The 25,336-nt window shown below is 69.0% G+C and carries 23 protein-coding genes; 11 read left to right on the top strand and 12 right to left on the bottom strand.

Translation table 11 applies throughout. The annotated features are described in order from the left end of the window. Positions 1-82 precede the first annotated feature (82 nt). The 3 genes from AC1IQ6_RS01365 (at position 83) to AC1IQ6_RS01355 (ending at position 3,602) form a co-directional block, all read left to right on the top strand. Positions 83-373 (top strand): metal/formaldehyde-sensitive transcriptional repressor, encoded by a 291-nt coding sequence (locus AC1IQ6_RS01365; RefSeq protein ID WP_102773151.1) that lies wholly within the window; start codon positions 83-85, stop codon positions 371-373. A gap of 27 nt (positions 374-400) precedes the next feature. Beyond that, a complete protein-coding gene (locus AC1IQ6_RS01360; protein ID WP_102773150.1) occupies positions 401-1,510 on the top strand; it encodes an S-(hydroxymethyl)glutathione dehydrogenase/class III alcohol dehydrogenase in 1,110 nt (369 codons plus the stop codon). Positions 1,511-1,661: 151 nt separating this feature from the next. Next, entirely contained in the window at positions 1,662-3,602 is a 1,941-nt protein-coding gene (locus tag AC1IQ6_RS01355) for a bifunctional metallophosphatase/5'-nucleotidase (RefSeq protein ID WP_485865693.1), read from the top strand. Positions 3,603-3,608: 6 nt separating this feature from the next. On the opposite strand, the gene AC1IQ6_RS01350 is transcribed toward AC1IQ6_RS01355, so the two are convergent. Continuing rightward, positions 3,609-4,751, bottom strand: a complete 1,143-nt coding sequence (locus AC1IQ6_RS01350) for a glycosyltransferase (RefSeq protein ID WP_102773148.1) — start codon at positions 4,749-4,751, stop codon at positions 3,609-3,611. Continuing rightward, entirely contained in the window at positions 4,748-5,752 is a 1,005-nt protein-coding gene (locus AC1IQ6_RS01345; RefSeq protein WP_102773147.1) for a hypothetical protein, read from the bottom strand. Before AC1IQ6_RS01345 ends, AC1IQ6_RS01350 begins: the two co-directional genes overlap by 4 nt. Before the next feature lie 284 nt (positions 5,753-6,036). On the opposite strand from AC1IQ6_RS01345, the gene panB reads away from it, so the two are divergent. Beyond that, positions 6,037-6,888 (top strand): 3-methyl-2-oxobutanoate hydroxymethyltransferase, encoded by an 852-nt coding sequence (gene panB / locus AC1IQ6_RS01340; protein ID WP_102773146.1) that lies wholly within the window; start codon positions 6,037-6,039, stop codon positions 6,886-6,888. Between the two features lie 49 nt (positions 6,889-6,937). Then, a complete protein-coding gene (locus tag AC1IQ6_RS01335; RefSeq protein WP_209165557.1) occupies positions 6,938-8,047 on the top strand; it encodes a YcjF family protein in 1,110 nt (369 codons plus the stop codon). A 43-nt stretch (positions 8,048-8,090) separates the two neighbouring features. Here the strand turns inward: AC1IQ6_RS01335 and AC1IQ6_RS01330 are convergent, their stop codons facing one another. Beyond that, the gene (locus AC1IQ6_RS01330) at positions 8,091-9,917 is read right to left on the bottom strand and encodes a hypothetical protein (RefSeq protein WP_485865692.1); all 1,827 of its coding nucleotides are present in this window, start codon (positions 9,915-9,917) and stop codon (positions 8,091-8,093) included. 291 nt (positions 9,918-10,208) lie between these two features. Here AC1IQ6_RS01330 and AC1IQ6_RS01325 point away from each other — a divergent pair, with 291 nt between their 5' ends. Together AC1IQ6_RS01325 and lhpI are read left to right on the top strand one after the other, a co-directional pair. Then, positions 10,209-11,144: an N-carbamoyl-D-amino-acid hydrolase gene (locus AC1IQ6_RS01325; protein ID WP_102773143.1), complete on the top strand. Its 936-nt coding sequence runs from the start codon at positions 10,209-10,211 to the stop codon at positions 11,142-11,144. 52 nt (positions 11,145-11,196) lie between these two features. Beyond that, positions 11,197-12,138: a bifunctional Delta(1)-pyrroline-2-carboxylate/Delta(1)-piperideine-2-carboxylate reductase gene (gene lhpI, locus AC1IQ6_RS01320; protein ID WP_102773142.1), complete on the top strand. Its 942-nt coding sequence runs from the start codon at positions 11,197-11,199 to the stop codon at positions 12,136-12,138. A gap of 6 nt (positions 12,139-12,144) precedes the next feature. On the opposite strand, the gene AC1IQ6_RS01315 is transcribed toward lhpI, so the two are convergent. The 6 genes from AC1IQ6_RS01315 to AC1IQ6_RS01290 form a co-directional block, all read right to left on the bottom strand. Next, complete coding sequence (locus tag AC1IQ6_RS01315; protein ID WP_485865691.1) at positions 12,145-12,795, bottom strand: GNA1162 family protein; 651 nt, start codon at positions 12,793-12,795, stop codon at positions 12,145-12,147. After that, positions 12,792-13,217 carry a DUF4810 domain-containing protein gene (locus AC1IQ6_RS01310; protein ID WP_111826135.1) on the bottom strand — a complete coding sequence of 142 codons (426 nt, stop codon included), beginning with the start codon at positions 13,215-13,217 and terminating at the stop codon, positions 12,792-12,794. The genes AC1IQ6_RS01315 and AC1IQ6_RS01310 overlap by 4 nt, the downstream gene beginning before the upstream one ends. Before the next feature lie 10 nt (positions 13,218-13,227). Continuing rightward, positions 13,228-13,905 carry a CsgG/HfaB family protein gene (locus tag AC1IQ6_RS01305; RefSeq protein WP_111826136.1) on the bottom strand — a complete coding sequence of 226 codons (678 nt, stop codon included), beginning with the start codon at positions 13,903-13,905 and terminating at the stop codon, positions 13,228-13,230. A gap of 146 nt (positions 13,906-14,051) precedes the next feature. After that, positions 14,052-14,813 carry a fused MFS/spermidine synthase gene (locus AC1IQ6_RS01300; RefSeq protein WP_479730814.1) on the bottom strand — a complete coding sequence of 254 codons (762 nt, stop codon included), beginning with the start codon at positions 14,811-14,813 and terminating at the stop codon, positions 14,052-14,054. A gap of 83 nt (positions 14,814-14,896) precedes the next feature. Continuing rightward, positions 14,897-15,316: a universal stress protein gene (locus AC1IQ6_RS01295; RefSeq protein ID WP_102773140.1), complete on the bottom strand. Its 420-nt coding sequence runs from the start codon at positions 15,314-15,316 to the stop codon at positions 14,897-14,899. After that, on the bottom strand, positions 15,313-16,323 hold the full coding sequence (locus AC1IQ6_RS01290; RefSeq protein WP_102773139.1) for a TerC family protein: 1,011 nt from the start codon (positions 16,321-16,323) through the stop codon (positions 15,313-15,315). Before AC1IQ6_RS01290 ends, AC1IQ6_RS01295 begins: the two co-directional genes overlap by 4 nt. 155 nt (positions 16,324-16,478) lie before the next feature. On the opposite strand from AC1IQ6_RS01290, the gene proP reads away from it, so the two are divergent. Next, entirely contained in the window at positions 16,479-18,011 is a 1,533-nt protein-coding gene (gene proP / locus AC1IQ6_RS01285) for a glycine betaine/L-proline transporter ProP (protein ID WP_111826139.1), read from the top strand. Positions 18,012-18,109: 98 nt separating this feature from the next. Next, complete coding sequence (locus AC1IQ6_RS01280; RefSeq protein ID WP_485865690.1) at positions 18,110-18,949, top strand: hypothetical protein; 840 nt, start codon at positions 18,110-18,112, stop codon at positions 18,947-18,949. 82 nt (positions 18,950-19,031) lie between these two features. On the opposite strand, the gene AC1IQ6_RS01275 is transcribed toward AC1IQ6_RS01280, so the two are convergent. The 3 genes from AC1IQ6_RS01275 to AC1IQ6_RS01265 form a co-directional block, all read right to left on the bottom strand. Then, entirely contained in the window at positions 19,032-19,622 is a 591-nt protein-coding gene (locus AC1IQ6_RS01275; protein ID WP_485865689.1) for a YceI family protein, read from the bottom strand. Between the two features lie 143 nt (positions 19,623-19,765). Then, positions 19,766-21,235, bottom strand: a complete 1,470-nt coding sequence (locus tag AC1IQ6_RS01270; protein WP_485865688.1) for an MFS transporter — start codon at positions 21,233-21,235, stop codon at positions 19,766-19,768. Between the two features lie 86 nt (positions 21,236-21,321). Then, positions 21,322-22,119: an AraC family transcriptional regulator gene (locus AC1IQ6_RS01265; protein WP_102773520.1), complete on the bottom strand. Its 798-nt coding sequence runs from the start codon at positions 22,117-22,119 to the stop codon at positions 21,322-21,324. Positions 22,120-22,287: 168 nt separating this feature from the next. Here AC1IQ6_RS01265 and AC1IQ6_RS01260 point away from each other — a divergent pair, with 168 nt between their 5' ends. Continuing rightward, complete coding sequence (locus tag AC1IQ6_RS01260; protein ID WP_485865687.1) at positions 22,288-23,808, top strand: efflux transporter outer membrane subunit; 1,521 nt, start codon at positions 22,288-22,290, stop codon at positions 23,806-23,808. Then, on the top strand, positions 23,805-25,334 hold the full coding sequence (locus tag AC1IQ6_RS01255; RefSeq protein WP_485865686.1) for an MFS transporter: 1,530 nt from the start codon (positions 23,805-23,807) through the stop codon (positions 25,332-25,334). The genes AC1IQ6_RS01260 and AC1IQ6_RS01255 overlap by 4 nt, the downstream gene beginning before the upstream one ends. The last annotated feature ends 2 nt before the right edge of the window (positions 25,335-25,336 follow it).

Raw genomic sequence — 25,336 nt, 5'->3', positions numbered from 1 at the left:
CAGGTATAGATGAAATGCCGCCTGCCTGGACGCCGGCGCGCGCCTTGCGTATACTCCCCCCCTGTATTTATCGGAGCCCGCCGTGCCCCATTCCCCGGAAGAAAAGAAACGCGTCGTGACCCGCCTGCGCCGTATCCAGGGGCAGGCGCTGGCGCTCGAGCGCGCCGTCAACGAAGGCACGGAATGCGGCGCGCTGCTGCAGCAGCTGGCCGCACTGCGCGGCGCCGCCACCGGCCTGATGGCCGAGGTGCTGGAGAGCCACCTCCGGGAAACCTTCCTGCAGTCCGCACAGGGCGGCCCGCGCCAGGCCCAGGCCGAACCCGAAGCGGAGATCGACCTGTTGATGCGGCTCGTCCGTTCGTATTTGAAATAACGCCGCCAGGCACTCGTGGAGCAAACTATGAAATCACGCGCAGCAGTCGCATTCGGACCCGGCAAGCCGCTGGAAATCGTTGAAATCGACGTCGCGCCCCCGCAGCGCGGCGAGGTGCTGGTGCAGATCACCCACACCGGCGTCTGCCATACCGACGCCTTCACGCTCAGCGGCGACGACCCCGAGGGCCTGTTTCCGGCGGTGCTGGGCCATGAAGGCGCCGGCGTCGTGGTCGAGGTGGGCGAAGGCGTCACGTCGCTCAAACCCGGCGACCACGTCATCCCGCTCTACACGGCCGAATGCCGCGAGTGCAAGTTCTGCCTGTCGGGCAAGACCAATCTGTGCCAGAAGGTGCGCGCCACCCAGGGCAAGGGCGTGATGCCCGACGGCACCTCGCGCTTCAGCTACGAAGGCAAGCCGCTGTACCACTACATGGGCTGCTCGACCTTCAGCGAATACACGGTGGTCAACGAGATCTCGCTGGCCAAGATCAACCCGGCCGCCCCGCACGAAAAGGTGTGCCTGCTGGGCTGCGGCGTCACCACCGGCCTGGGCGCCGTGCACAACACCGCCAAGGTCAAGGAAGGCGACACCGTGGCCGTGTTCGGCCTGGGCGGCATCGGCCTGGCCGTGATCCAGGGCGCGGTGCAGGCCAAGGCCGGGCGCATCATCGCCGTCGACACCAACCCGAACAAGTTCATCCTGGCCAGCGCCATGGGCGCGACCGACTGCGTCAACCCCAAGGACCACGACAAGCCGATCCAGGACGTCATCGTCGAGATGACCGACGGCGGCGTGGACTTCTCGTTCGAGTGCATCGGCAACGTGCAGGTCATGCGCGCCGCGCTCGAATGCTGCCACAAGGGCTGGGGCGAGAGCATCATCATCGGCGTGGCCGGCGCGGGCCAGGAGATCAGCACCCGCCCGTTCCAGCTGGTGACCGGCCGCGTCTGGCGCGGCTCGGCCTTCGGCGGCGTCAAGGGCCGCACGCAGCTGCCCGGCATGGTGGAAGACGCCATGAGCGGCAAGATCGACCTGGACCCGTTCGTCACCCACACGCTGCCGCTGGAGCGCATCAACGAGGCCTTCGACCTGATGCATGAAGGCAAGTCGATCCGCACGGTGATCCACTACTGATCCGCGTCCTTCCGCCGCACCCGGCGGCGCCACGGGCCCGGCGCGCATCGCGCCGGGCCCGTGGCGTTTCATGACAGGCCTGTCATTCATTCCGGCGTCATCTTGAGCCGCGACCATGCGCCCTCCGACAACGACAGAGGGATGCACTCGAATGAGCACATGGAAGAGGAACGCCGGGGCCGTCATGCTGAGCGCGCTGACGCTGCTGGCCGGCTGCGGCGGCGACGACGATGACACCTCCGCGCCCGGGCAGCCCGCGCCGGAACAGCCCGCACCGGAACAGCCGGCCCCGGCCCGCCCGATGGAACTGACCATCCTGCACATCAACGACCATCACTCCACGCTGGACGGCAGGAACAAGACGCTCAAGCTCAAGGCGGCCGACGGCGCGCCGGTGTCGGTAAGCGCCGAGGCCGGCGGCTTCGCCCGCGTCACCGGCGCCATGACCGCGCTGGCCGCGCAGTCGGCCAACGTGCTCAAGCTGCACGCCGGCGACGCCACCACCGGCACCCTCTACTTCAACCGCGCCGGCGAGCCGGGCGAGGCCGACGCCGCGCTGATGAACACGGTGTGCTTCGATGCGATGAGCCTGGGCAACCACGAATTCGACAAGGGCGACGCCGGCCTGAAGCGCTTCGTCGAGCTGCTGCACGCGGGCGCCTGCCAGACGCCGGTATTGAGCGCCAACGTCACCTTCGGCGCGGACTCGCCGCTCAATCCCTCGCGCGCGCCCGGCATGGTGCAGCCTTCGGTCGTGCTGCAGCGCGACGGCCAGCCCATCGGGCTGGTCGGCCTGACCATCGCCAACAAGACCCAGCAATCCTCCAGCCCCGATCCCGGCACGCTGTTTTCCGACGAGACCGCCGCCGCGCAGCGGCAGATCGACGCCTTGCGCGCGCAGGGCGTAAACAAGATCGTGGTGCTCAGCCATATCGGCTACGCCTATGACCGGCAGGTCATCGCCCGCCTGAGCGGCGTGGACGTGGTGGTGGGCGGCGACTCCCACACCCTGCTGGGCCCCGACGCCATGGCCGATTACGGCGTGGGCTCGCCCGCCGGCGCCTACCCCACCGTGCTGCAGGACCGCGACGGCAAGCGCGTGTGCCTGGTGCAGGCCTGGGAATACTCGCAGGTGGTCGGCGAACTGAAGGTGAGTTTCGACGCCGACGGCGACGTGACCGCCTGCGCCGGCACGCCGCACGTGCTGGTCGGCGGCGAGTTCAAGGTGGCGGGCGCGACGCCCGACGCCGCCGACGCGGCCGCCATCCAGGCGGACCTGCGGGCCAGCGGCTTCCTGCGCGTGCAGGAACCGGACGCGCAGGCCGCGGCCGTGCTGCAGCCCTTCAAGGCCAAGGTCGACGCCTTCAGCGCCAGCGTGGTCGCCACGGTGCCGCAGGAGCTGTGCTCGCGCCGCGTGCCGGGCGGCCCGGGCTCGCGCGACTACAGCCGTTCCAGCGCCGCCTGCAACGCGCTGGGCAACGTCAGCCTGCGCGGCGGCGACATCCAGCAGCTGGTGGCGCAGGCCTACCTGGAAGTGGCCAACGCCGATTACGGCGGCGCCGACATTACGCTGCAAAGCGGCGGCGGCGTGCGCGTGCCGCTGCTGGGCAGCGTGACCGCGGCCAACGTGATCGAGGTGGTGCCGTTCGGCAATATGCTGTGGCGCCTGGACGTCACCGGCGCCGAGGTCAAGAGCATGCTGGAAGACGGCATGCAGGCGGTGTTCGGTCCGGGCGGAACGACCGGCCCGTATCCGTACGCGGGCGGCCTGCGCTGGGACGTGAACGCGGCCCAGGCCCAGGGCAGCCGCGTGACCAACATCGAGGTGCTGGACCGGGCCAGCGGCAACTGGCTGCCGCTGGACGCCGGGCGCAGCTACAAGCTCTTCGTGCTGAGTTTCAACGCCACCGGCGGCGACGGCTACAAGACCCTGGCCGCCGTGCCCGCCGAGCGCCGCCAGGACATCGGCGTGCTCGACGCGGACGTGCTGCAGGCCTACATCGACCGCCAGGCCAAGGACCCCGTCAGCGGCCTGCCGGTGCTGAACCTGCTGCCGGCCGCGCTCTACAGCACCAAGACGTACAGCGAGTAGCGGTCCTCAGGACGGGCGCAGCCGGTAGGCCTGCTGCGTCCGTCCTTCGCGGTAGACGCTCTCGGTCTTGCCGACGAAGGCCGTCAGCGAAAACTCCTTCAAGGCGGTGCTGCGCGCCTCTTCGCCCATCCGGGCGAGCTGCTGCCGGTTCGCCAGGATCCTCGACAGGGCCTGGACCACGCTGGGCACGTCGGCCGGCGGCACCACCCAGCCGTCGCGGCCGTCGGTGACGTTCTCGGTCAGGCCGCCGACCTCGCTGACGATCACCGGCACGCCGGCGGCCATCATCTCGCGGCAGGCGAACGAAATCGTCTCCAGCCGCGACGACAGCACGAAGCCCACGTCCAGCGCCGACAGGAACGGGCGCACGTCGTCCAGCAGGCCGGTGAACACCACCTGCCCGGACATGCCCAGCTCCTCGACGCGCCGCATCTGCTCGGCTTCGGGCAGCTTGCCGGCGATCAGGATCGCCACCTGCTCGCGCTGCGCGGCCGGCAGCATGGAAACCGCGGTCACCATGTCCAGCCAGTTCTTGTAGGACGCGGTGCCGGCGTTGCTGCCTATCACCAGCCTGCCCTGCAGGCTTGCGGGCAGCAGGCTGTCGCGCGCCTGCGCCGCCTGGTTGCGCGTGGCGGGCCGGCACTTTTCGGTGTCGACGCCGTTGTGCACCACACGCAGGTCCTCGTTGCGGAACACCGACTGCTTCATGCGCCGAAACGTATGGCTGCACACGCAGATCACGCGGTTGGTGCCCCACTTGGCGCGGATGCGCGCGCCCAGGCTGTTGGCGCTGCGGTCGTTGTGCTGCGTATAGACGATGAAGGGGCGGCGCGCGCCCATGCCCACGGTCGCCAGCATGCACAGCCGGTGGTCCGCCGACCCGTTGACGTGCACCACGTCGTAGCGCTCGTCGCGCAGCAGCGCGCGCAGGCGGCGCAGCGCGCCGAGCAGCGCCAGCGGCCGGCCCTTGAAATCCAGCGCGATGGCGCGCACGCCGGGCAGCGCGCCGGCCTCGGCCAGCAGGCGGCTGCTGGCCGGCGCGGCCACGGCGACCTGGGATTTATGGCACAGGATGCGCGCCAGCGACATCACGTAGGTCGTATGCCCGCCGCCGTCGCCCTGATGGAAGTTGGTGTAGAGAATCTTCATGGCTGCACGTCCATAAGGGGTTGCGTTTGCGCCGCCCGGGGCAGCAGGCAGCTCCAGTGGCGTTTCTCGAATATGTCCGCGCCCAGCCTGCTGGCGGGCGACAGGTTGTAGACCTTGATCCCGCGCGCGCCGAGCACGCCGGCGGCGCGCCGGAACGCGGGCTCGATGTGTCCGTCGAACTGGCGGTCCAGCGCGGTCGCCAGTTGCGTGGCGGCGCTTTCATAGAAGCGCGGGCCGGCCGCCGCCGTCAGGTCCAGTCCGTGCAGGTATATGGTTTTCGCGCCCAGCCACGCCAGCAGCTGCAGCCCGGTGTAGGCCACGGTGCCGCCGCCGAACAGGCCGCGCGGCGGGTCCAGGCTGAATCCGTGCGCGTGCACCGGATGGCGGGCGTCGAACAGCAGCAGGCCGGCATCGCCGGCCAGCCCGGCCTCCAGGTCTTCGGGACGCGCCCGCGGCTGCATGGCGCGCTGGTGCACTTCCTCGAAAAGCGCGATACGGCAGCGCACGGTCGCCGGGTCGAACAGCAGCGCGATCCAGCGGTAGACCTCGGGCGTGACGAACAGCGTCAGGTCCTGCGCCAGCACCTGCGCCACCAGTTCGCGGCGGCGCCGCACGAAGCCCGCGTCCAGCATCGCGTAGTAATCGAAACGCAGTCCGGGCTGCCGCTGCCGCAGCGCGATCGAGCCGTTCACGCCCATGACCGCGCCCAGGCTGCAGCGCGCGTAATCGATGTCGGCCACCGAAGGACCGCTCAGAATCAGGTGCGCATCGCCGTCGATGGCGCGCGCCGCCTGCTCCAGCGGTATCGTGGCCGGGCCTCGCACGCCGCGCAGCCGGCAGCCGCTCAGCCTGCCGTCGGCCGCGCGCTGCACGGCCACGAAAGGCCATAGCGCGGCATTGTGCCGGCAGGCCCGGGGCTGCGTGCAGCGATACAGATAGCGCAAGCCCTTGGTGACCGGGCGCGAGCGCAAAAGGCGGGGAATGAACCCGGAACTACCCATGAAAAAATGTTGCGTGCATGCCGCAAGTAGCTTGACGAGTGGCGAATTCTACGCAGGCAAGGCCGCGCAAACGCGAAAGAAACCGGCGAGATGTAACGCTTTGGCGTGCCCCGGCGGACCCGTCCGCCCTGCGGGGCGCGCCGGCCCCACACCATCATTTACGTTTTGCCGCAAAGATTAGCGCCCGGCTGCCATCGCCCGGCTTCCGCTACGATGGAGAGGCCGGCGCCCCCCGGTCGCCGGCTGCGACACACCTACTGCAACTCTGGATAGGAAGAATTTCGATGTCTACGACCGCCACCCTGGCAGCCGCCGCGGCAACCGCCAACACGCCCCGCATGAGCGTTCCCGCGTTCCGCGCCCGCAAGGGCCAGGAGCCGCTGGTCATGCTGACGGCCTACACGGCGCGCATGGCCGAATTGCTGGACCCGCACTGCGACGCCCTGCTGGTGGGCGACAGCCTGGCGCAGACCATCTACGGGCTGCCATCCACCGTGCCGGTGACGCTGGACATGATGATCGCCCACGGCGCCGCCGTGGTGCGCGGCGCGCGGCGCGCGCTGGTCGTGGTGGACATGCCGTTCGGCAGCTATGAGGAAAGCCCCGAGCAGGCCTTCCGCTCGGCCGCCCGCGTCATGAAGGAAACCGGCGCGGCCGCGGTCAAGCTCGAAGGCGGATCGGGCATGGCGCCCACCGTCGCCTACCTGTCGGCCCGCGGCATCCCGGTCATGGGCCACGTGGGCCTGACCCCGCAGGCCGTGAACATCCTGGGCGGCTACGGCGCGCGCGGGCGCGGCGAGGCGGAATACGCCCGCATCGCTGCCGACGCCGCCGCGGTGGCCGAGGCCGGCGCCTTCGCGCTGGTGATCGAGGGCGTGGTCGAGCCCCTGGCCGCCTCCATCACCGACGCCGTGGCCTGCCCGACCATCGGCATCGGCGCCTCGCCGCGTTGCGACGGCCAGGTGCTGGTGGTGGACGACATGCTGGGCATGTTCGACCGCACGGCGCGCTTCGTGAAGCGCTACGACGACCTGTCCGGCCGCATCCAGCAGGCCGCGCAGGCCTACGCCGCCGAAGTCCGCTCGCGCAGCTTTCCCGAGGCCGCCCACCTGTACGGCGTTCCGGGCGCCGCCTGAGCGCAATCGTGGATAGAATCGCCTCCATGCCCTCCCACGCCGATTCCGCATGAGCATGCCCCAGAACGATCCTCCCCAGCTGCAGGACGCCATCGCCGACGCCATCAGCACGGCGACGCGCGGCGCCGGCCGCGTGAACATCCTGGTCGCCGGAAAGACCGGCGTGGGCAAGAGCACGCTCATCAACGCGGTGTTCCGCGGCGACCTGGCCCGGACCGGGGCGGGCAAGCCGGTCACCCAGACCACCCAGGAATTCACCCGGCCGGGCCATCCGCTCACCATCATCGACACCCGCGGCCTGGAGGTCGGCGACTACGAGCGCTCGCGCCGCGAGCTCGCCGACCTGATCCGCGAGCGCTCCGCCTCCACCGACCAGGACCGGCACCTGCACGTCGCCTGGCTCTGCATCCAGGACAGCAGCCACCGCGTGGAAGACGCCGAGATCGAACTGTGCGGCATGCTGGCCGACGCCGGCATCCCCGTGGTGGCGGTGCTGACCAAGGCGCGCAAGAACAGCGCCTTCGTCGACGAGGCGCGCAAGCTGCTGCCGCGCGCCAGCCAGGTGGTGGCGGTGCGCGCGCTGGCGGAATGGATAGACGAACTCGACGCCGAACTGCCGCCCATGGGCCTGGACCGGCTGATCGAGGTCACCGCGCAGCACATCCCCGAGGCGCAGCAGCGGGCCTACGCCAACGCCCTGTCCACGCGCAACAAACAGGCCCTGGAAGTAAAAAAAAAGCGGGCTGAGATAGAGGTCAACGTGGCTGCGGGCCTGGCCGCCTCGGCCGCCGCCGCCCCCATCCCGTTCTCGGACGCCTTTGCGCTGGTGCCGATCCAGGTCGGCATGATCGCCAAGATCGGCATCACCTTCGGCATGGAGCTGGATACCGCCGCCATCACCACCCTGGTGACCTCCACGCTGGGCGCCTCGGCGGCCACCCTGGTCGGACGCTCGGTCGTCTCGGGCTTGCTGAAATTCATCCCGGGCGCGGGCAGCGCCGCCGGCGGCACCATCGCCGCCACCACCGCAGGCGCCATCACCAAGCTGCTGGGCAATGCCTACGTGGCGGTGCTGTACGACTTCTGCCAGAAGAACCCGGGCAAGGACATCGACATCCCCATGATCGCGGCGGCCCTGAAACAGCGCGTCAGGCTCTGAACCGCCCGCGGCGGATCTATACTTTTTTCATCGTCCCGGCCGCTCACCAGGCCAGCGCCTGCGCCACCTGTTCGATGCGCGCGTCGGCGGCCGCGTCCGCCGTCAGCGGCGCGCGCAGGATCGAGCGGCTGTCGCCGCGGTCCACGATCCAGAAAGCCATGCGCACCGGTGCGGGCGCATCAGCCCCGCCGTCCAGCCGCAGCGTCCTGCCCGCATCCCGCAACGGCGCCACTTCGAAAATCCATTGCCTGCCGCGCAGTTCCCCTTGCGCGCCTTGCCGCGCGCGCGGCGTGAAGGCGGCCGCCTGCATGGCGCCCGCGTCCAGCCCGAGCTTGTCGCGCATGAAGGCGCGCATCGAGCCTTCCAGCGCCCGGTCGTCGGCGCCGGCGCGCTGCTCCACCGACAGCCCCAGTTGCGCGCCCGTGCGCAGGTCCTCGTACTGGAAGCGCTTGGGACCGATCGGCTTGAGGCGGAAGTCGCCCGCGCGCAGCGGCAAGGCCTGGCCGCTTAGCGCGCTCTTGAGTTCGACACCCGCCGCGTCCGGCCGCCAGGCCTGGTCGCGGTCGCCCACCCATTCGATGAACTGGCGGTTCAGCGCGGCCGCCTCGTTCTTGCGGCCCTGGCGGTGCGCGATGTCGGCGGCGTGGTCCAGCGCGGTCTGGTACAGGGTTTCGTCGTGATAGGCCTTGCCCGCGTATGCCCAGGCCGCCAGCGCCGTCTCGTACTGGCGGCGGGCCTGGTCCATCTCGCCGCGCCGGTAGGCCGCGGTGGCCATCACGGTATCGAGCCGCGCGATTTCCAGCGGAAACACCGCGTCCGGCAACGCCGCCCGCGCCAGCGCGTCGGCCGCGGGCCAGTCCTGCGCCATCACCCACGCGGCCTCGATGGCCCGGGCCTGCTCGGCCATGGTCTGTTCGCGGAACAGCCGGCGTTCGCCCTCCCACGCGATGGCGCCCAGCAGCGACTGCAGATGCCGGCCAGCTCCGTCCTGAGCCGTTTCCGGATACGAGGCCAGCACCTGCAAGCGCCAGTCGCCGCGCACCGCCGCCCATTGCGCCTCGATCACGCCGCGTCCGTGCTCCTCGGAACGCTGCACCTCCTTGGCCTGCGCCACATTCTCGAAGGGCAGGTCCGGCAGCGCCGCCGGGGACATCGCGCTCGGTCCGCCCAGCAGTTCCTGCGCCTGCGCCTGCCGCGCCGCGCCGTCCTGTCCGCGCAGCGCTTCCATGTAGCCGATGCGCAGCTGCACCACCATGCGCCCCTGCCCGTCCAGCCTGCGGATGAACTCCAGCCGCGCGGAGTCCTCGCGCGCATCGGCGGGTTCGAACCTGAGCAGCGTCCAGCCGTCCTGCGCAAGCGGCAGCGACAGCCCGGCCGGGACGTAGCGCAGGCGCTGGCCGGATTCCAGGGTCCATAGCGGCGGATACGGCCGGGCCTGCCCGACCAGCCGGGCCTGCAGCCGGGCGACCTCGGCCGCCTCGGCCGCCGCCGCGCCGGCCTCGATCGCGCGCGACAGCATGATGGCCATGCCGTCCTCGTCGCCCAGGCGCTCGAAATCCCCCACCTGGGTTTCGGCCACGCGGCGGGCTTCGGCATGGCGGCCCTGCTTCTGCAACAGATCGATCAGCAGCACCGCGGCGTCGTAGATCTCGTAGCGGTTGCCGTTCGCGCTCGCCGCCGCCAGCGCCTGGCGCGCCGAGCCGGTGGCGTCGTCCCACGAGGCGGCGCGGATCTGCCGGCGGGCGTCGTCCATATGCCGCATGAAGGGCGACTGGCCGGCGGCCGCGTCCTGCGCGCCGGCCGGCGCCGCCGCCAGCGCCGCGGCCATCAGGACCAGGCCGGCGCGCAGCCGGCGGTAAGCGGATCTCATCTGGCCTCTGCCTTTGCGAAAAGAAAAGGGGGCCAGTATACGTTTCCCCGCCCCCTATAAAACTTTGCAGGCCTGCCATGTCGCGGCGTTATGCGCTGCATCCGTCCGGCAGGGCAAATCCCCCGTGAAATCAGCGCCTTGCGGGCGCGACGGGGCCGCAGGCCGCAGGGCGGTATCGGGCGGCGCGCCGGTTCCGGTTTCTCGCCGCCGCATGCATGCTTGCGTCTTTGCATGCCCGTCCGGGCCGACCAGGAGACAAATACCGTGAGCCGAACCGCCCCCGCCCGCAAAATGGGCCTGGCCGTCGCCCAGATGGGCGCCGTCAATCTTGCAGATACCCGCGCGGCGGTCGTGCGCCGCCTGGTCGAGATGCTGCGCGAGGCCGCCGCCCGCCAGGCGGAGTTCGTGGTGTTCCCCGAACTCGCGCTGACGACGTTCTTTCCGCGCTACTGGATGGACGAGGCCGAGGCCGTGGCGCGCTTTTTCGAGAAAAGCATGCCCAACGCCGACGTCCAGCCGCTGTTCGACGCGGCGCGCGAGCTCGGCGTCGGTTTCTACCTGGGCTACGCCGAACTGACGCCCGAGGGCCGCCGCTACAACACCGCCATTCTGGTGGACCGCGGCGCGAACATCGTCGGCAAGTACCGCAAGATCCACCTGCCCGGCCACGCCGACCACAAGACCGAAGCGCCCTTCCAGCACCTGGAGAAGAAATTCTTCGAAGTGGGCGACCTGGGCTTCGGCGTCTGGAACACGGAAGGCGTCAACATCGGCATGTGCCTGTGCAACGACCGCCGCTGGCCCGAGACCTACCGCGTCATGTCGCTGCAAAGCGCCGAACTCATCGTGCTGGGCTACAACACGCCCTCGCTCAACATTCATTGGAACGAGCCGGCCCACCTGCGCACCACCACGCACGAGATCGTGCTGCAGGCCAGCGCCTACCAGAACGCCGTGTGGATAGGCGCGGCCGCCAAGTGCGGCCACGAGGACGGCCACCACATGATAGGCAGCTCCATGATCGTCGCGCCCTCGGGCGAGATCGTGGCGCGCGCCAGCGGCGAGGAAGACGAAGTGATCGTCGCGCGCATCGACCTGGACATGGGCCGCATGTTCCGCGAACACGTCTTCAATTTCGCCAGGCACCGCAGCCCGCAGCACTACCGCCTGATCGTCGAGCGCACCGGCGCCGGCGATCCGCTGCCCACGCCGCCAGTGCAGGGGTAGCGGCCGGCCGGGCTGCTAGACTGGCCGTAGTCTTCAGCCCGATCCCGATTCCATGCGCTTCATCGACACCGAACAGACCCGCGGCGCCCTGTCCTTCGACGCCGTCATCCCCGCCTTGCGCGAGGCCTTCCGCGACGGCGCCACGGTGCCGCCGCGCCACGTCCACGCCATCGAGTCGGGCAACGCCCACGGCACCTCGCTCATCATGCCGGCCTGGAACGAACGCGGCTACTTTGGCGTGAAGATCATCAACATCTTCCCCGAAAACACCCACCAGGGCCTGCCGGGCCTGCACGCCACCTACAACCTGTACAGCGCCACCACCGGCGTGCCCATCGCCCAGGTCGACGGCGACGTCGTCACCGCTTACCGCACCGCGGGCGCGGCCGCGCTGGGCGCGGACTACCTGGCGCGCGCCGACGCGGGCGTGCTGCTGATCGTCGGGTCCGGGCGCATCGCCGCCCTGGTCGCGCAGGCCATGCGCGCCGTGCGGCCGATCCGCCGCATCCTGGTCTGGAACGTCCGGCCGGCCGGCGCCGAGCGCCTGGCGCGGGAGCTGCGCGAACAGGGCTACGACGCCCAGGCCACGGCCGACCTCGAAGGCGCCGCGCGCCAGGCCGACATCATCAGCTGCGCCACCCTGTCGACCCAGCCCCTGATCCGCGGCGCCTGGCTGCGCCCCGGCGTGCACCTGGACCTGATCGGCAGCTTCAAGCCCGAAATGCGCGAAACCGACGCCGCCTGCTTCGACGGCACGGCCGTCTACGTCGACACCGACGAGGCCCCCACCAAGTCCGGCGACCTGATCGAAGCCTTCGCCGCCGGCGCGCTCACGCGCCAGGACATCCGCGGCAACCTGCATCAGCTTGCCGCCGGCCAGGTCGCGGGCCGCCGCGACGACCGGGAAATCACCGTGTTCAAGGCCGTGGGCAGCGCGCTGGAAGACCTGACGCTGGCCACGCTGGTGTATGAGGCGACGCGCGAAGCGTGCTAGCTGGAGTTATTGCGTGTCGTAACGCGGCGAACGCGGACCGTACAGAATGCCGCCCGGCTGTCCGGCGCTGAGCAGCAGGTTGTTGGTCATGCCCGCCACGGCATAGCTGCGGTCGGACAGCGTATTGACGATCTGGTCCACCACCGCCTGGATCAGCATGCCGAGCAGGCCGCCGCCGCTGCCGCTGGCCTGTTGGACCACCTTGCTACCGCTCCACAGCTTGGCGCCGTTGCGCAGGTCGACCAGCTCGGCGTCGACCTCCACCGTCACCGTGCTGGACACCACGGCATACTTCGAGCCGTATTGCTTGACGGCCATGTAAAGCGCGGCGTCCGCGCCGAAGATCTCGCGCAGCTTGGCTGCGGGCACTTCCCGGATCTCGTCGGCCGTGGTCAAGCCGTTCTGCTTGAACGTCTCGTCCATGACGCCCACGGGCACCACGTAGTAGCCGGACTCGGCCAGAGGCAGGGTGGCCTGCGCCAGCACGGCCGCGCTGGCGGCCACGTCCACCGAGGAATTGACCGGAGGCAGCACCAGAATGGAGGCCGGCTTGCTCTCGCGGAAAGCCGTATAGTCCACGTTCTTCTGCGGCACCGCGCAACCGGCCAGCAGCGCGGCGATCGCCAGCGCGCCTATGCGAAACAGCCTGGAGATCATTGTGTTTCCTTCTTCGAGGTGGGCGCCGTGGCGGGCGCGGAAGAAACCGCGGCCGGCTTGCCCACGTTGCGCATCAGGAAATCCATGAACGGCGTGGCTTCCGGAAAGGCCGTTTTCTCGCCCTGCAGCTGTTCCAGCGCCTTGTTGCCGTCGCCCATCTTCAGGTACAGCATGCCCAGGTGCGCCCGGAAACCGGGGGGCAGTTCCACGTTGGCCGCACGGGCCGTTTCGATGTTCTGTTCCAGGGCCTGGGCCTGCACCGCATGGTCCGCGCCGTCGTCCTGCAGATAGGCGTAGACCGAAGGCTGATAGGCCTGCCAGCTGTACATGGGCTTGGGCTGCTGCACGCATGCGCTCAGCAGGCCGGCGCCCGCCGCGATCGCCAGGCCGCGCAGCGCGCGCCGGGTTCGGGAAATCGGCATGGTGCTTTCCTCAGTTGCCGGCGGGTTGCCAGGCGCCCTGCTCGATGCCGTCGACCAGGCGATCGACGGCTTCGCGGATGGCGAGGTCCAGGACCTTGCCGTTGAGCGTGGAGTCGTAGCCGGCGGTGCCGCCAAAACCGATGACCTCGCGGTTCGACAGGGCATACTCGCCGGCGCCGGATGCGGAATAGACGACCTCGGACGTCGCCACGTCGACCACGTTGAGGTCGACCTTGGCGTAGGCCACCTGCTCCTTGCTGCGGCCCAGGATGCCGAAAAGCTGCTGGTCGCCCGTGACCTTGCGGCCGAACGCCGTCACGTCGCCGGTGACGACATAGCGCGCGCCCTTGATCTGGCTGGCCTTCTTGTTGAAGCCGGCCTCCTGGGCGATCTCGGAGAGGTTGTCGCGGTCCATCACCTGGAAGCGGCCGCTGCGCTGCAGATGGCTGATGACGATGGTCTTGGCCTGGCCGCCGAGCCGGTCCACGCCGTCCGAAAAGACGCCGCGCAGGTAGTTGGTGCGGTTGTCGAACTTGCCCACCGAAATGGGGCTGCGCACGCCCTGGTAAGGCTTGCTCGCCGCCGCCACGGTCGGCACCGCCAGGGCCTGCGAACGCTCGGTCGCGCAACCCGAAACAAGCACGGAAACCACCGCCAACGCGCCCACTCCCACCATCTTCTTGAACATCGCTCTTTCTCCTGCGGCTGCGCCCACAACGCGCAAAGCCGGCATCCTCTTTGATTTGATCGAGCGAAAATTATAAACAATTGGTAAAACTAGATACCAATTGAAATATAGGATATTGCTGTTATTTCGGCGGATTGGCGCGCCGGCTACCTCAGCACCAGCGTGGCCCCGATCACCCGCAGCGTCGGCATCAGCTGGCGCCAGGCGTCCTTGGGGATGGCGGGCGGCCGCGCCAGGGAACTGGCGGCCGGGTCGTCCAGCAGGTCGCCTTTACAGGCGAACACGATGCTGTTGGTCATGTCGTCGTCCACCACTTCGAACATCGACGAGCCGAACGCCGCGCGCACGCGGTCCAGGTATTCGTGGTGGTCGGGGTGATTGACGTGGAAATTGATCACCAGGATGCCGTCGTCGCGCAGCGCGCGACGGCAGTCGGCGTAGAACTCCGCCGAGCACAGGGCGGCGGGGATGCCGCCCACGCCGAAGCCGTCCAGGAAGATCACGTCGGCGTGCTGCTCCAGACCCGCCAGGTGCGCGGCGGCGTCGGCCTGGATCACGCGCAGGCGGGCGTCGTCGGGCGGCACCATGAAAGCGTCGCGCAAGGCGATGACGTCGGGGTCGATCTCGACCACCTCGATCTCGGTGCGGGCCAGGTAGCGGTGGCAGAACTTGGGCAGCGACCCGCCGCCCAGGCCGACCATCAGGATGCGGCCGGGCTGCGGGTTGAACAGCACGAAACCCATCATCATCCGGGTGTACTCGAGGTCGAGCGCATCGGGATTGAGCAGGGACATGCTGCTCTGGATTTCCTTGTCCGTGAAATGCAGGGTCCGCGTGCTGCCGGAATCCCGGAAAAAAGGCCTGGGGCCGCCCGCCGGCGGGCCGGCGGGAATGCTGGAGTCAGACATGGGACGCTGCGCAATGCCGAAAAAGGGATAGACGATACCACCCCGGCCAGGCTTGCCGGCGTCCCGCGGGCCGGCGTCGAGCGCTAGACCAGCAGCACCGGGCACGGCGCGTCGGCGATGATGCGCCCGCACACCGAGCGCAGCACGGCGTCCAGCAGCTGGCCTCGGTGATGCGAACCCATCACGATGGCCTCGGCGCGGGACTTGACCGCGTATTCGATGATTTTCTCCGCCGCATGGCCGGTCAGCTCGTGGCATTCGAAGGCCACCTTGCCCGCGGTCAGGATCTCGACCACGGACCGCATCGCCTTGCCGCTTTCCTCGTGGTGCCAGGCGTCGATTTCGGCCTTGCCGACGAAGGCCTGCACGTCGCCCGTCACGTCGGGCGCGCAGTGCACCACGTGCACGGTGAAATCCCGGTTGAGCAGGGAACTTCCGACCAGGTAGCGCGCTGCGGCATCGCTGTAGCTCGACCCATCGGTGGCGAGAATGATGGTGTTCATGGCGGATCTCCGGTTCTGGACGCATCGGCCTTGGAACGCGCGGCGTTTGCCGCAGTCCGTCCGGGCAGTATCGCGCTGGCGCCCACGGATGCCAACAGGATAAGGCCAACTGCCCCGAGCGACCACTGTACCGGCACGTGGAACCACGGCGCGGCCAGCATCTTGCCGCCGATCACGATCAGCACGGCGGCCAGGCCGTGCTTGAGGTAGCGGAAACGTTCCCGCATGTCGGCCAGCAGGAAATACATCGCCCGCAGGCCCATGATGGCGAAAATATTGGACGTAAAAACCAGGAAGGGATCGGTGGTGACGGCGAAGATGGCGGGAATGCTGTCGACGGCGAAGACCGCGTCGCTGGCCTCTATCATCAGCAGCACCACGAACATCGGCGTGGCGTGGCGCAGGCCGCCTATCCGTACGAAAAACGATTCGCCGTGATAGTCCGGCGTGATGCGCATGGACGAGCGCAGCAGGCGCACCAGCGGATTGCGCGCGATGTCGGGCTGGCGATCGGCGTGCGCCAGCATCCTGGCGCCGGTCACCACCAGCAGCGCGCCGAACAGGTAGAACATCCAGGAAAACTGCGCCAGCAGCCAGACCCCGGCCAGGATCATGGACACGCGCATCACGATGGCGCCCAGCACCCCGTACAGCAGCACGCGGCGCTGCAATTCGAGCGGCACCGCGAAGTACCCGAATATCAGCGAAAAAACGAACATATTGTCCACGGACAGGGACAGTTCGATCAGGTAGCCGGTGTAGAACTCCAGCGCCTTGCGGTTCGCGGTGGCGCGGTCCAGCGTGGCGTCCAGGAAGCCCCACAGCAGCGCGCCGAAGAGCGTCGCCAGCGCCACCCAGGCCAGCACCCAGCATAGCGCTTCGCGCGCCGAGACGCGATGCGCGCGCCTGCCGCCCAGCACGTACAGGTCCAGCGCCAGCACGACCAGCACGAAGCCGACGAAGCCGGCCCACATCGCCGGGGTGGCAAAGGTTTCGACCTGGTTCATGGAGGCCTCCCGCTGCGAGGCGTATGCACGAATCCAGTCTAGAGCGGCGCCAGCGGCCGAACAATTCGGCCCAAGCGAAGCGATGGTCAGGTTTTTTCGAATCCGCGCGGGCCAGGGGTAGAATTTTCGTATTGCACCTTCGCGGGAGACTGACCATGGCAGAGAGTTCCCCAGCGTCACAGCAAGTCCGGCCCCTGGAGATCGGCGACATCACCGTCATCGACAACACCAAGCTCAAAAAGGCCGTCACCGCCGCCGCCCTCGGCAACGCCATGGAGTGGTTCGACTTCGGCGTCTACGGCTTCGTGGCCTTTGCGCTGGGCAAGGTGTTCTTTCCCGAGGCCTCGCCTGCGGTCCAGACCATCGCCGCGCTGGGAACCTTCTCCGTGCCTTTCCTGGTGCGCCCGCTGGGCGGCGTGTTCTTCGGCGTCATGGGCGACCGCTACGGCCGCCAGAAGGTGCTGTCGCTGACCATCATCATCATGGCCATCAGCACGTTCTGCATCGGCCTGATCCCCTCCTACGCGTCCATCGGCCTGTGGGCGCCCATCCTGCTGCTGCTGTGCAAGCTGGCCCAGGGCTTCTCGGTGGGCGGCGAGTACACCGGCGCGGCCGTCTTCGTGGCCGAGTACGCGCCGGACCGCCGCCGCGGCTTTCTGGGCAGCTGGCTCGATTTCGGCTCCATCGCCGGCTTCGTGCTGGGCGCCGGCCTGGTCGTGCTGCTGCAGGCCACGCTGGGCGAACGGACCTTCCTGGAATGGGGCTGGCGCGCGCCGTTCTTCGTAGCCGGCCCGCTGGGCCTGCTGGGCCTGTACCTGCGCCATGCGGCCGAGGAAACGCCGGCCTTCACCCAGCAGCTGGAGCAGATGGAGCAGGAGGACCGCGACGCCGTGCAGGAACGGCCCACCGTGTCGTTTCGCGAAATCTTCTCCAAGTACCGCAAGGCGCTGCTGGTCTGCATCGGCGTGGTGCTGGTGACGAACATCACCTACTACATGCTGCTGACCTACATGCCCACCTATCTGTCCAGCAGCCTGGGCTATTCCGAAGAGCATGGCGTGCTGATCATCGTGGTGGTCATGATAGGCATGCTGTTCGTGCAGCCGGTGGTCGGCTTCTTCAGCGACAAGATCGGCCGCAAGCCGTTCCTGCGCGCCGGCAGCATCGGCATACTGGTGATCGCGCTGCCGGCCTTCACGCTGGTGGGCAGCGACAACACCGGCCTGATTTTCCTGGGCCTGCTGTTCATCGCCGTGTTTCTCAACTGCATGACCGGGGTCATGGCCTCCACGCTGCCGGCGCTGTTTCCGACGCGCATCCGCTACAGCGCGCTGGCCAGCTCGTTCAACGTGGCCATCATCGCCGCCGGCCTCACGCCCACGGTGGCGGCATGGCTGGTGGAGGAAAGCGGCAATCTGATGATGCCGGCCTATTACCTGATGGCCGCCTCGCTGATCGGCATCGTCACGTCCTTCTACCTGCCCGAGACCGCCAACCGCCCGCTGCGCGGCGACACGCCCAATGCGGCCAGCCGGCACGAGGCCCACGCCCTGCTGCAGCAGGCCCACGAGCATATCGAACAAAGCGTGCTGGACATCGAAGCCGAGATCGCCGAGCTGGAAGAGAAGCTCGACGCGCTGCGGCAGCGCCGCCAGCGCCTGGCCGACCGCCATCCCGACCTGGAGTGAAACGCGCGCCGCGTCCTCTACAATCGCCGCAGTCCGCGGCGGGCGCACCGCCCTGGCCGAAAGACGGACCGCTCTCTAACAACAAGGATATGGCAGTAATGGCAACACAACACACTCAGCCTGCGACAGGCGAGCTGATCAAGACTTTCCGCCACGGAAAATTCTTTGTTTATTTCCTGGTGGTGCTGGGCATCGTGTGCCTTGCATTGGCCGGCTTCGTCGTCTACCTGAGCACCATCGCCCCGCAGAAGAATCCCCCGCTTTTCTTCGGCACCGCCGGGTTCCTGGCCTTCTGCGGCGTGTGCGGACTGGCCGCCAGCGTGTGGCAGAAGAAGCTGCGCCAGCCGAGCTACGAGGTCTATGAAAACGGCGTCGCGCAGATCGTCGGCTCGCAGAGGCAGTACACCCCGTTTACCGAAATCGAAGACCTGTACCTGTTCAGCTCCGGCCAGACCGTGATGAGCGGCATGGCCACCAACCTGGCCTATCGCCGCAACGCGGGCGAACCCTTCAAGTGGATCAGCCAGCACCTGTCGGGCTACATGGACTTCCAGCAGCTGTTTCGCGAACTCTACCTGCGCGAGCGCCAGCCCGTCGTGCTGGAGACGCTGGCCCGCGGCGGCGCCGTCACCTTCAACTACATCAGCACCGGACAGGTGTGGCGCAAGCGCGTGAGCGGCAAGTTCCTGAACATCACCACGCAGCCCATCGTCATGACGCGCGATGCGCTGGAAGTGCAGGGCCAGAAGGTGCCGCTGTCCAGCCTGCGCAACGTCGACCTCAACGCCTGGAGCGAGAAGGTCGTCATCAAGGACGCGGCCGGCAATACGGTGCTGTCGACCATCGGCCTGGGCATTCTCGGCCTGGACCTGTTCCTCAATACGCTGAGCCTGCTGCTCGAACAGCACCAGGACGCCGCGGCGCGGCAGTCCGCCTGAAGCAATGGCAAGGTAATAGCAAAGGGGCCGCGGGCCCCTTTTTTTTTTCGCTTGCGCGATAACCCCGGACCCGCGCCGGGCCTCAGCGCGCCGCGTCGGCGACGGCCTCGACGGTGATGCGCAGCTGGACCTCGTCGCTGACGGCCGGCGCGAACGCGTCCACGCCGAAATCGCTGCGCTTGAGGGTCGTGGTGGCGTCGAAGCCGATGGCCGGGCGCTCCAGCATCGGATGCACGCCCTGCTTGTTCTGGCGCGCCTGCAGCACCACGGGCTTCTCGACGCCCTTCACGCGCAGCACGCCCTTGATCTGCAGCCTGCCGTCGCCCTGGTCGGTCACCGAGGTGCTCTTGAACTGGATGTCGGGATACTTGGCGGCCTCGAAGAATTCGGCGCTCTGGAACATCTCGTCCAGCTTGGCCACGTGCGACGTGAACTGCGGCACCGGCACGCGCAGGTCGACCGAGGAATTCGCCGGCCGGGCCGCGTCGTAGCGGACCACGCCGGTGATGCCGCCGGCATGGGCGGTGGGCTTGGAAAAGCCCAGGTGGTCCCAGGTCACCACGACCTCGGTGTGGGTCGGGTCGATCCGGTAGTCGACCGGGGCGGCCTGGGCGGTCACGCTGCCCAGCGCCACGACGGCGGCGGCAAGACAGGCGGCGTAGGTTTTCTTCATGCGGTTCTCTCTGTGCTTGGCGGCCCGCGACGGGCCCTCGGTTCGTCATGGGGCGGGCAGGAATCGGCCCCCTCGTGAAACATGCGACAAGCATAGGAAATGCATCAATAACGCGCTAGCCGTCAAAAAACGATCGCACTGTTCTATTCTCGATAACAAGACAACGGGGCCCGGCGGGACGATGCATGAGGCGCAGGCTCAGCTGCTGCCTGAAGGGGTCTGGCGGCAGCCGCCGCGCTGAACACCGCCAACAGCGGCGCCGCCGCCAGCACCGCGAACAGCCACCACGCCGCGCCCGAGGTTCCCGCGATTCCGCCGGGCGAGTTCAAGCCGCCCAGGTTGGCCAGCATGCCGGCCAGCGCCGAGCCCAGCGCGGTGGCGAAAAGCTGCACCGTGGTGATCGACGTGGCGGCGGCGTCCTGGTCGTCGGCGGGCGAGACCTGCAGTATCCGCGTCAGCAGGTGCGGCCATCCCAAGCCGATGCCGAAACCCACCAGCGCCAGGCCCAGGCCGATCCACCCCAGCACCCGCCAATCGCCCTGCGCGTGCAGCGGCAGGCTCAGCGCCAGCGCCACCATGCCCGCCAGCACCAATACCGGGCCGGCGACGATGGCGCGGCGGATGGCGCTGCCCTGCCAGCCCGAACTCCAGATTTCCGACACGGTCCAGCCCGCGGCCATCAGCGCGGCGAGGTAGCCGGACACCAGCGGCGTCTGCGCATGCAGGGTCTGCAGGAAGTACGGCACGAAGGTTTCGCTGGTCATGCCCACCACCAGCAGGCCGATGGTCAGGTACAAGGCCAGCAGCGGCGAGTCCAGGCGCAGCGCGCCCCTGGGCAGCAGCAGCGTCTTGCTGGTGAATTCCCTGCGCACCAGCAGCGCGACCAACGCCGCCGCCAGCGCCAGGCCGGCGAAGTTCCAGCGCGCGTCCGGCGAGGCGCTGCCGACGCTGACAGCCAGCACCGCCGCAGTCAGCAACAGCAACTGCGCCAGCGGCAGCCTGCCGGCGCGGGCCGCGGCGTCGCGGTTGCGCGCCGGCATCACGCGCCAGACCAGCAGGAGGTACAGCACCGTGGCCGGCGCCAGCATGCCGAACGCCGCCCGCCAGGCGTCCATTTCCGCGAACACGCCGCCCACCGCCGGCCCCAGCAGCGTGGCCACGCCCCACATGCCCGAGATCAGCGCCATCGCCCTGGGCCACAGCCGCGGCTCGAACACCTCGTAGATCATGGCGTAGCAGAGCGCGAACAGGAACCCGCCTCCCAGCCCTTGCAGGGTGCGGCCGAACAGCATCAACGGCATGCTGGGCGCCAGCGCGCAGACCAGGCTGCCCGCGATGAAGCACAGCGCGGCGATCGCGTAGGCGCCGCGCGAACCGGCCGCGGCCAGCAGCTTGGCCGTCAGCGCCGAGCCCAGGATCGAGGCCACCACGAACAGCGTCGTGTTCCACGCGTACAGGTCCAGGCCGCCGATTTCACGCACCACCGACGGCAGCACGGTGGTGGCGATGTAGATGTTGATGGCATGCAGCGCGACGCCGCCCGACAGGGCGACGGAGCGCGCCAGATTCCTGCCGGAGAGCACATCCCCCCAGCTTCCCGCTTGCTCAGGCATGGCGCCCTCCCCAGGCAATGATTAATAAAACAATAATTGTCTTGTTATATTAAAAAGGGGGACGTTTGGATGTCAACGATCCGCGTTCACGCAGGCCCCGTGCGCTCGGCCAGGAAGCGGCCCGGCGGCTTGCCCACCGCCTTCTTGAACATCGTCACGAAAGCGCTGGCGCTGTCATAGCCCAGCTCATAGGCCACGGCCTGCACCGACAGCCCCGAGGTCAGGCGCTGCAGTCCCGCGATCACATGCCATTGATGGCGCCAGCGCCCCACGCTCATGCCGGTCTGCTGGCGGAACAGCCGGCTCATGTTGCGTTCGCTCATGCCGATGCGCGCCGCCCATTGCGGCAGCGTGGCGGCGTCGGCGGGATCGGCCAGTATGGCGTCGGCCAGCTTCACCAGCCGCGCATCCGAGGGCCGCGGCAAATGCAGCTGCTCCAGCGGCGCGGCTACCAGTTCGTCCAGCAGCACGGCCATGATGCGCCCTTCGGGGCCTTCCGGCAGGTACAGCCGCGGCAGCGCGCAGGCCCGGTCTATCAGGGCCTGCAGCAGCACCGACACCGCGAGGCTGCAGCACGTCTGCGGCAGGCCCGCGACGGCGTCGGGTTCGACGAACAACGCATAGCCGCGGACTTTTCCCGACGGCGTGGCGCGATGGATCATGCCGCCCGGAATCCATACCGCGCAGCCGGGCGGCACCATCCAGACCCCGCGCTCGGTCTGGCACGTGATGACGCCGGAAACGGTGTAGAGCAGCTGCGCCTTGCGATGGCTGTGCGAGGGGTACTCGCCGCCTTCGGTGACCAGCGAGATGCTGGCCGCGACCACGGGCCGGTCGATCCGGTGCGGCTCGGCGTAGGAGTGGGGAAGTTCTTGCGGTTGCATGGGGCGCGGACAGGTGGCGATAGCGGCCACGATACGGCAGCGGCCCGATGGCGTCATCACTATCGATGGCCAGTTTGTTTATCGATCCAGCCGTGCCGAGATGGCCGGATCGATAAATACATTGGCCATTTCGTGGAATGACGCCAGCCTAAAAGAGAATGAGAATACTTGCATTCTCCCAACCCCAAGGCGGCCCGCCTGCGCGATCGGCCGCCGCGCTACGTCCGCCCCATGATCCGTTTTTCCCGCACCCGGACGCCCGCCGTCTTCCTCGGCCTGGTACTGACAGGCTGCTCCGTCGGGCCGGCCTTCCAGCCCCCGCCCGATCCCGCCGCCGCCGCGACCCTGCAGCCGCGCGACGCCGGCTCGCTTGCCGCCGCCCTGCGGCGCGAACCGGTGCCGGCCGCCTGGTGGGACCTGCTCGACGATCCCATCCTGTCCAGCCTGCAGCGCCGCGCCGCGCAGGCCAACCTGGATCTGCAGGCCGCCGCGGCGCGCGTGGCCCAGAGCCGGGCCAAGCTCGGCATCGCGGGCGCGGCGCAATTGCCGCGGCTCGGCGTCGGCGGCTCGTATGCGCGGCAGGCCGACAGCGAGAACGGCAAGATGGTGGCGCTGGGCGCGCCGTCAGCGCCCTACGATTACTGGCAGGCCGGCTTCGACGCCTCGTGGGAAATCGACCTGTGGGGACATGCGCGCAAGCTGCGCGAACAGGCCGGCGCCGAGCGCGCCGCCGCCTGGTACGACCAGGAAGCCGTGCGCGTGGCCATGGCCGCCGAGATCGCCCGCAATTACCTGCAGCTGCGCGGCATCCAGGCGCAGATCGATATCGCGCGGCAGAACGAGAAGATCGCCGAGCACGCGCTGCGCCTGGCCGAAAGCCGCGCGCGCAACGGCGTGGCGACGCAGTTCGACACCGCCGCGGCCAGCGCCCAGCTGGCCACGGTGCGCGCGCTGCAGCCCGAGCTGGCCGAGCAGCGCGACGCGCACATGAACGCGCTGGCCTTGCTGCTGGGGCTGGCGCCGCGCGAGCTCGACGCCGAACTCGGACCGGCCCGCAAGCTGCCCGATCCGCCGCAGGCGGTGCCGGTGGGCCTGCCGTCGGAACTGGCGCGCCGCCGCCCCGACATCCAGCGCACCCAGGCGCGCCTGCAGGCGGCCACGGCCGCGGTCGGCGTGGCCACGGCGGACTTCTATCCACGCCTGACGCTGGGCGGCGGCCTGGGCCTCGAATCCTTCCACGGCAGCGACCTGAGCAACTGGGCTTCGCGCCAGTTCACCGTCGGGCCGACGCTGTACCTGCCCATTTTCGAGGGCGGCAGGCTGCGCAGCACCCTGGCGCTCACCGAGGCGCGCCAGCAGGAAGCCGCCATCGACTTCCAGCGCACGGTGCTGCGCGCCTGGCACGAGGTCGACGACGCGCTCAACGCCTGGGCCGCGCAACAGCGCCGCCACGTCGAACTGCGGCACGCCTACGAACACAATCTGCGCGCCCTGCGCGCGTCCGAGGCCGCCTACAAACAGGGCGCGGCGGACTATCTGCCGGTGCTGGTCGGACAGCGCAACCTGCTCGACAGCCAGCTGGCGCTGACCCATAGCGCGACCCGCTCCACCTTGACGGTGGTGGCCCTGTACAAGGCGCTGGGCGGCGGCTGGGACGCGGCCGCGCAAGACAGCGGGGAGGTCCGGTGAGCGCGCACGCAGCGGCCGCCCCGGCCGCCCCCGAACGCCGCGCGCGCCCGCTGGTCGCGCTGACCGGCATCTTCCTGGCCGCGATGACGGCCGGCCTGAACAACCGCGTCGGCGCGCTGGCCCTGGCCGACATCCGCGGCGCGCTGGGCCAGGGGCTGGACGACGCCTCCTGGCTCCACACGGTCTATGCGGCGGGCGAGCTGGTCGCCATGCCGTTCGCCTCGTGGTTCGCCATCACGCTGTCGCTGCGCCGCTTCCACCTGGGCATGGTGGGCCTGTGCGCGCTGATCGCGCTGGTGCTGCCGTTCGTCCACAGCCTGCCGCTGCTGCTGGCGCTGCGCGGGCTGCAGGGCCTGGCCGGCGGCGCGCTGATTCCCGTGCTGATGATGGCCGCGCTGAAGTTCCTGCCCGCGCCGATCCGGCTGCACGGGCTTGCGCTCTACGCCATGACCGCCACCTTCGCGCCCAACGTCTCGACTTGGCTCACCGGCCTGTGGACCGACAGCCTGACGGACCTGCGCCTGGTCTACTGGCAGGCGATCCCGCTGCTGCTGCTGGCCGGCGCGCTGGTGGGCTGGGGCCTGCCGGACGCCCCGTCGCAGGCCGAGCGCTTCAAGCGCGCCAACTGGCCCGGCATGGCCATGGGCGTGATCGGGCTGATCCTGGTCACGGTGGCGCTGGACCAGGGCGTGCGGCTGGACTGGTTCGAGTCGCGCCTGATCACGGCGGCGCTGGCCGTGGGCCTGGTCTTCACCGCGGCCTATCTGGTGAGCGAATGGCGCCACCCCGAACCCTTCGTCAAGCTGCAGCTGCTGGGCCGGCGCAACCTGGGCCTGGGATTCACGGTGTTCGTGTGCCTGCTGATCGTGATGCTGTCCGGCTCGTCGGTGCCGTCCGCCTATCTCGGCCGCGTCTGGGGCTACCGGTCGCTGCAAAGCGCGCCCATCGGCCTGATCATCGGCCTGCCGCAATTGCTGCTCGGCCCCTGCGTGGCCGCGCTGCTGTACCGCAAGTGGGTCGACGCGCGCGTCGTGTTCGCGCTGGGACTGGCACTGATCGCCGCGGCCTGCCTGCTCGGATCGCGCCTGACGGCGGACTGGGTCTGGCAGCAGTTCATCGTGGTGCAGACGCTGCAGGCGCTGGGCCAGCCCATGGCGGTGGTGTCCCTGCTGTTCCTGGCCACCAGCGTGGTGCAGCCGCCCGAAGGCCCCTACGTGTCGGGCACCATCAATGCGCTGCGGGTGTTCGGCACCCTGGCCGGCAGCGCGGCCATCGGCCAGCTCACGGTGGTGCGCGAGCGCTTCCACGCGGACATCCTGCTCGACAGCCCGGGCCTGCTGCATGGCGGCTGGACGCAGCTGATCGAGCCGGCCCGCATCGCCTCCGCATTGCACGAGCAGGCCTTCGTGCTGGCCACGTCCGACGCCTATCTGGCGCTGGGCCTGCTGGCCGTTCTGATGATTCCCCTGGTGCTGCGCCTGCAATACATCCCGGCGCCGCAACCCGCTACTACTTCTCATGGATGAAC

The organism is Achromobacter sp. MUI-25009338 (assembly GCF_057359325.1).
Note: the sequence above shows the minus strand (reverse complement) of the source record. Positions and strands in the feature narration are given on the sequence as shown.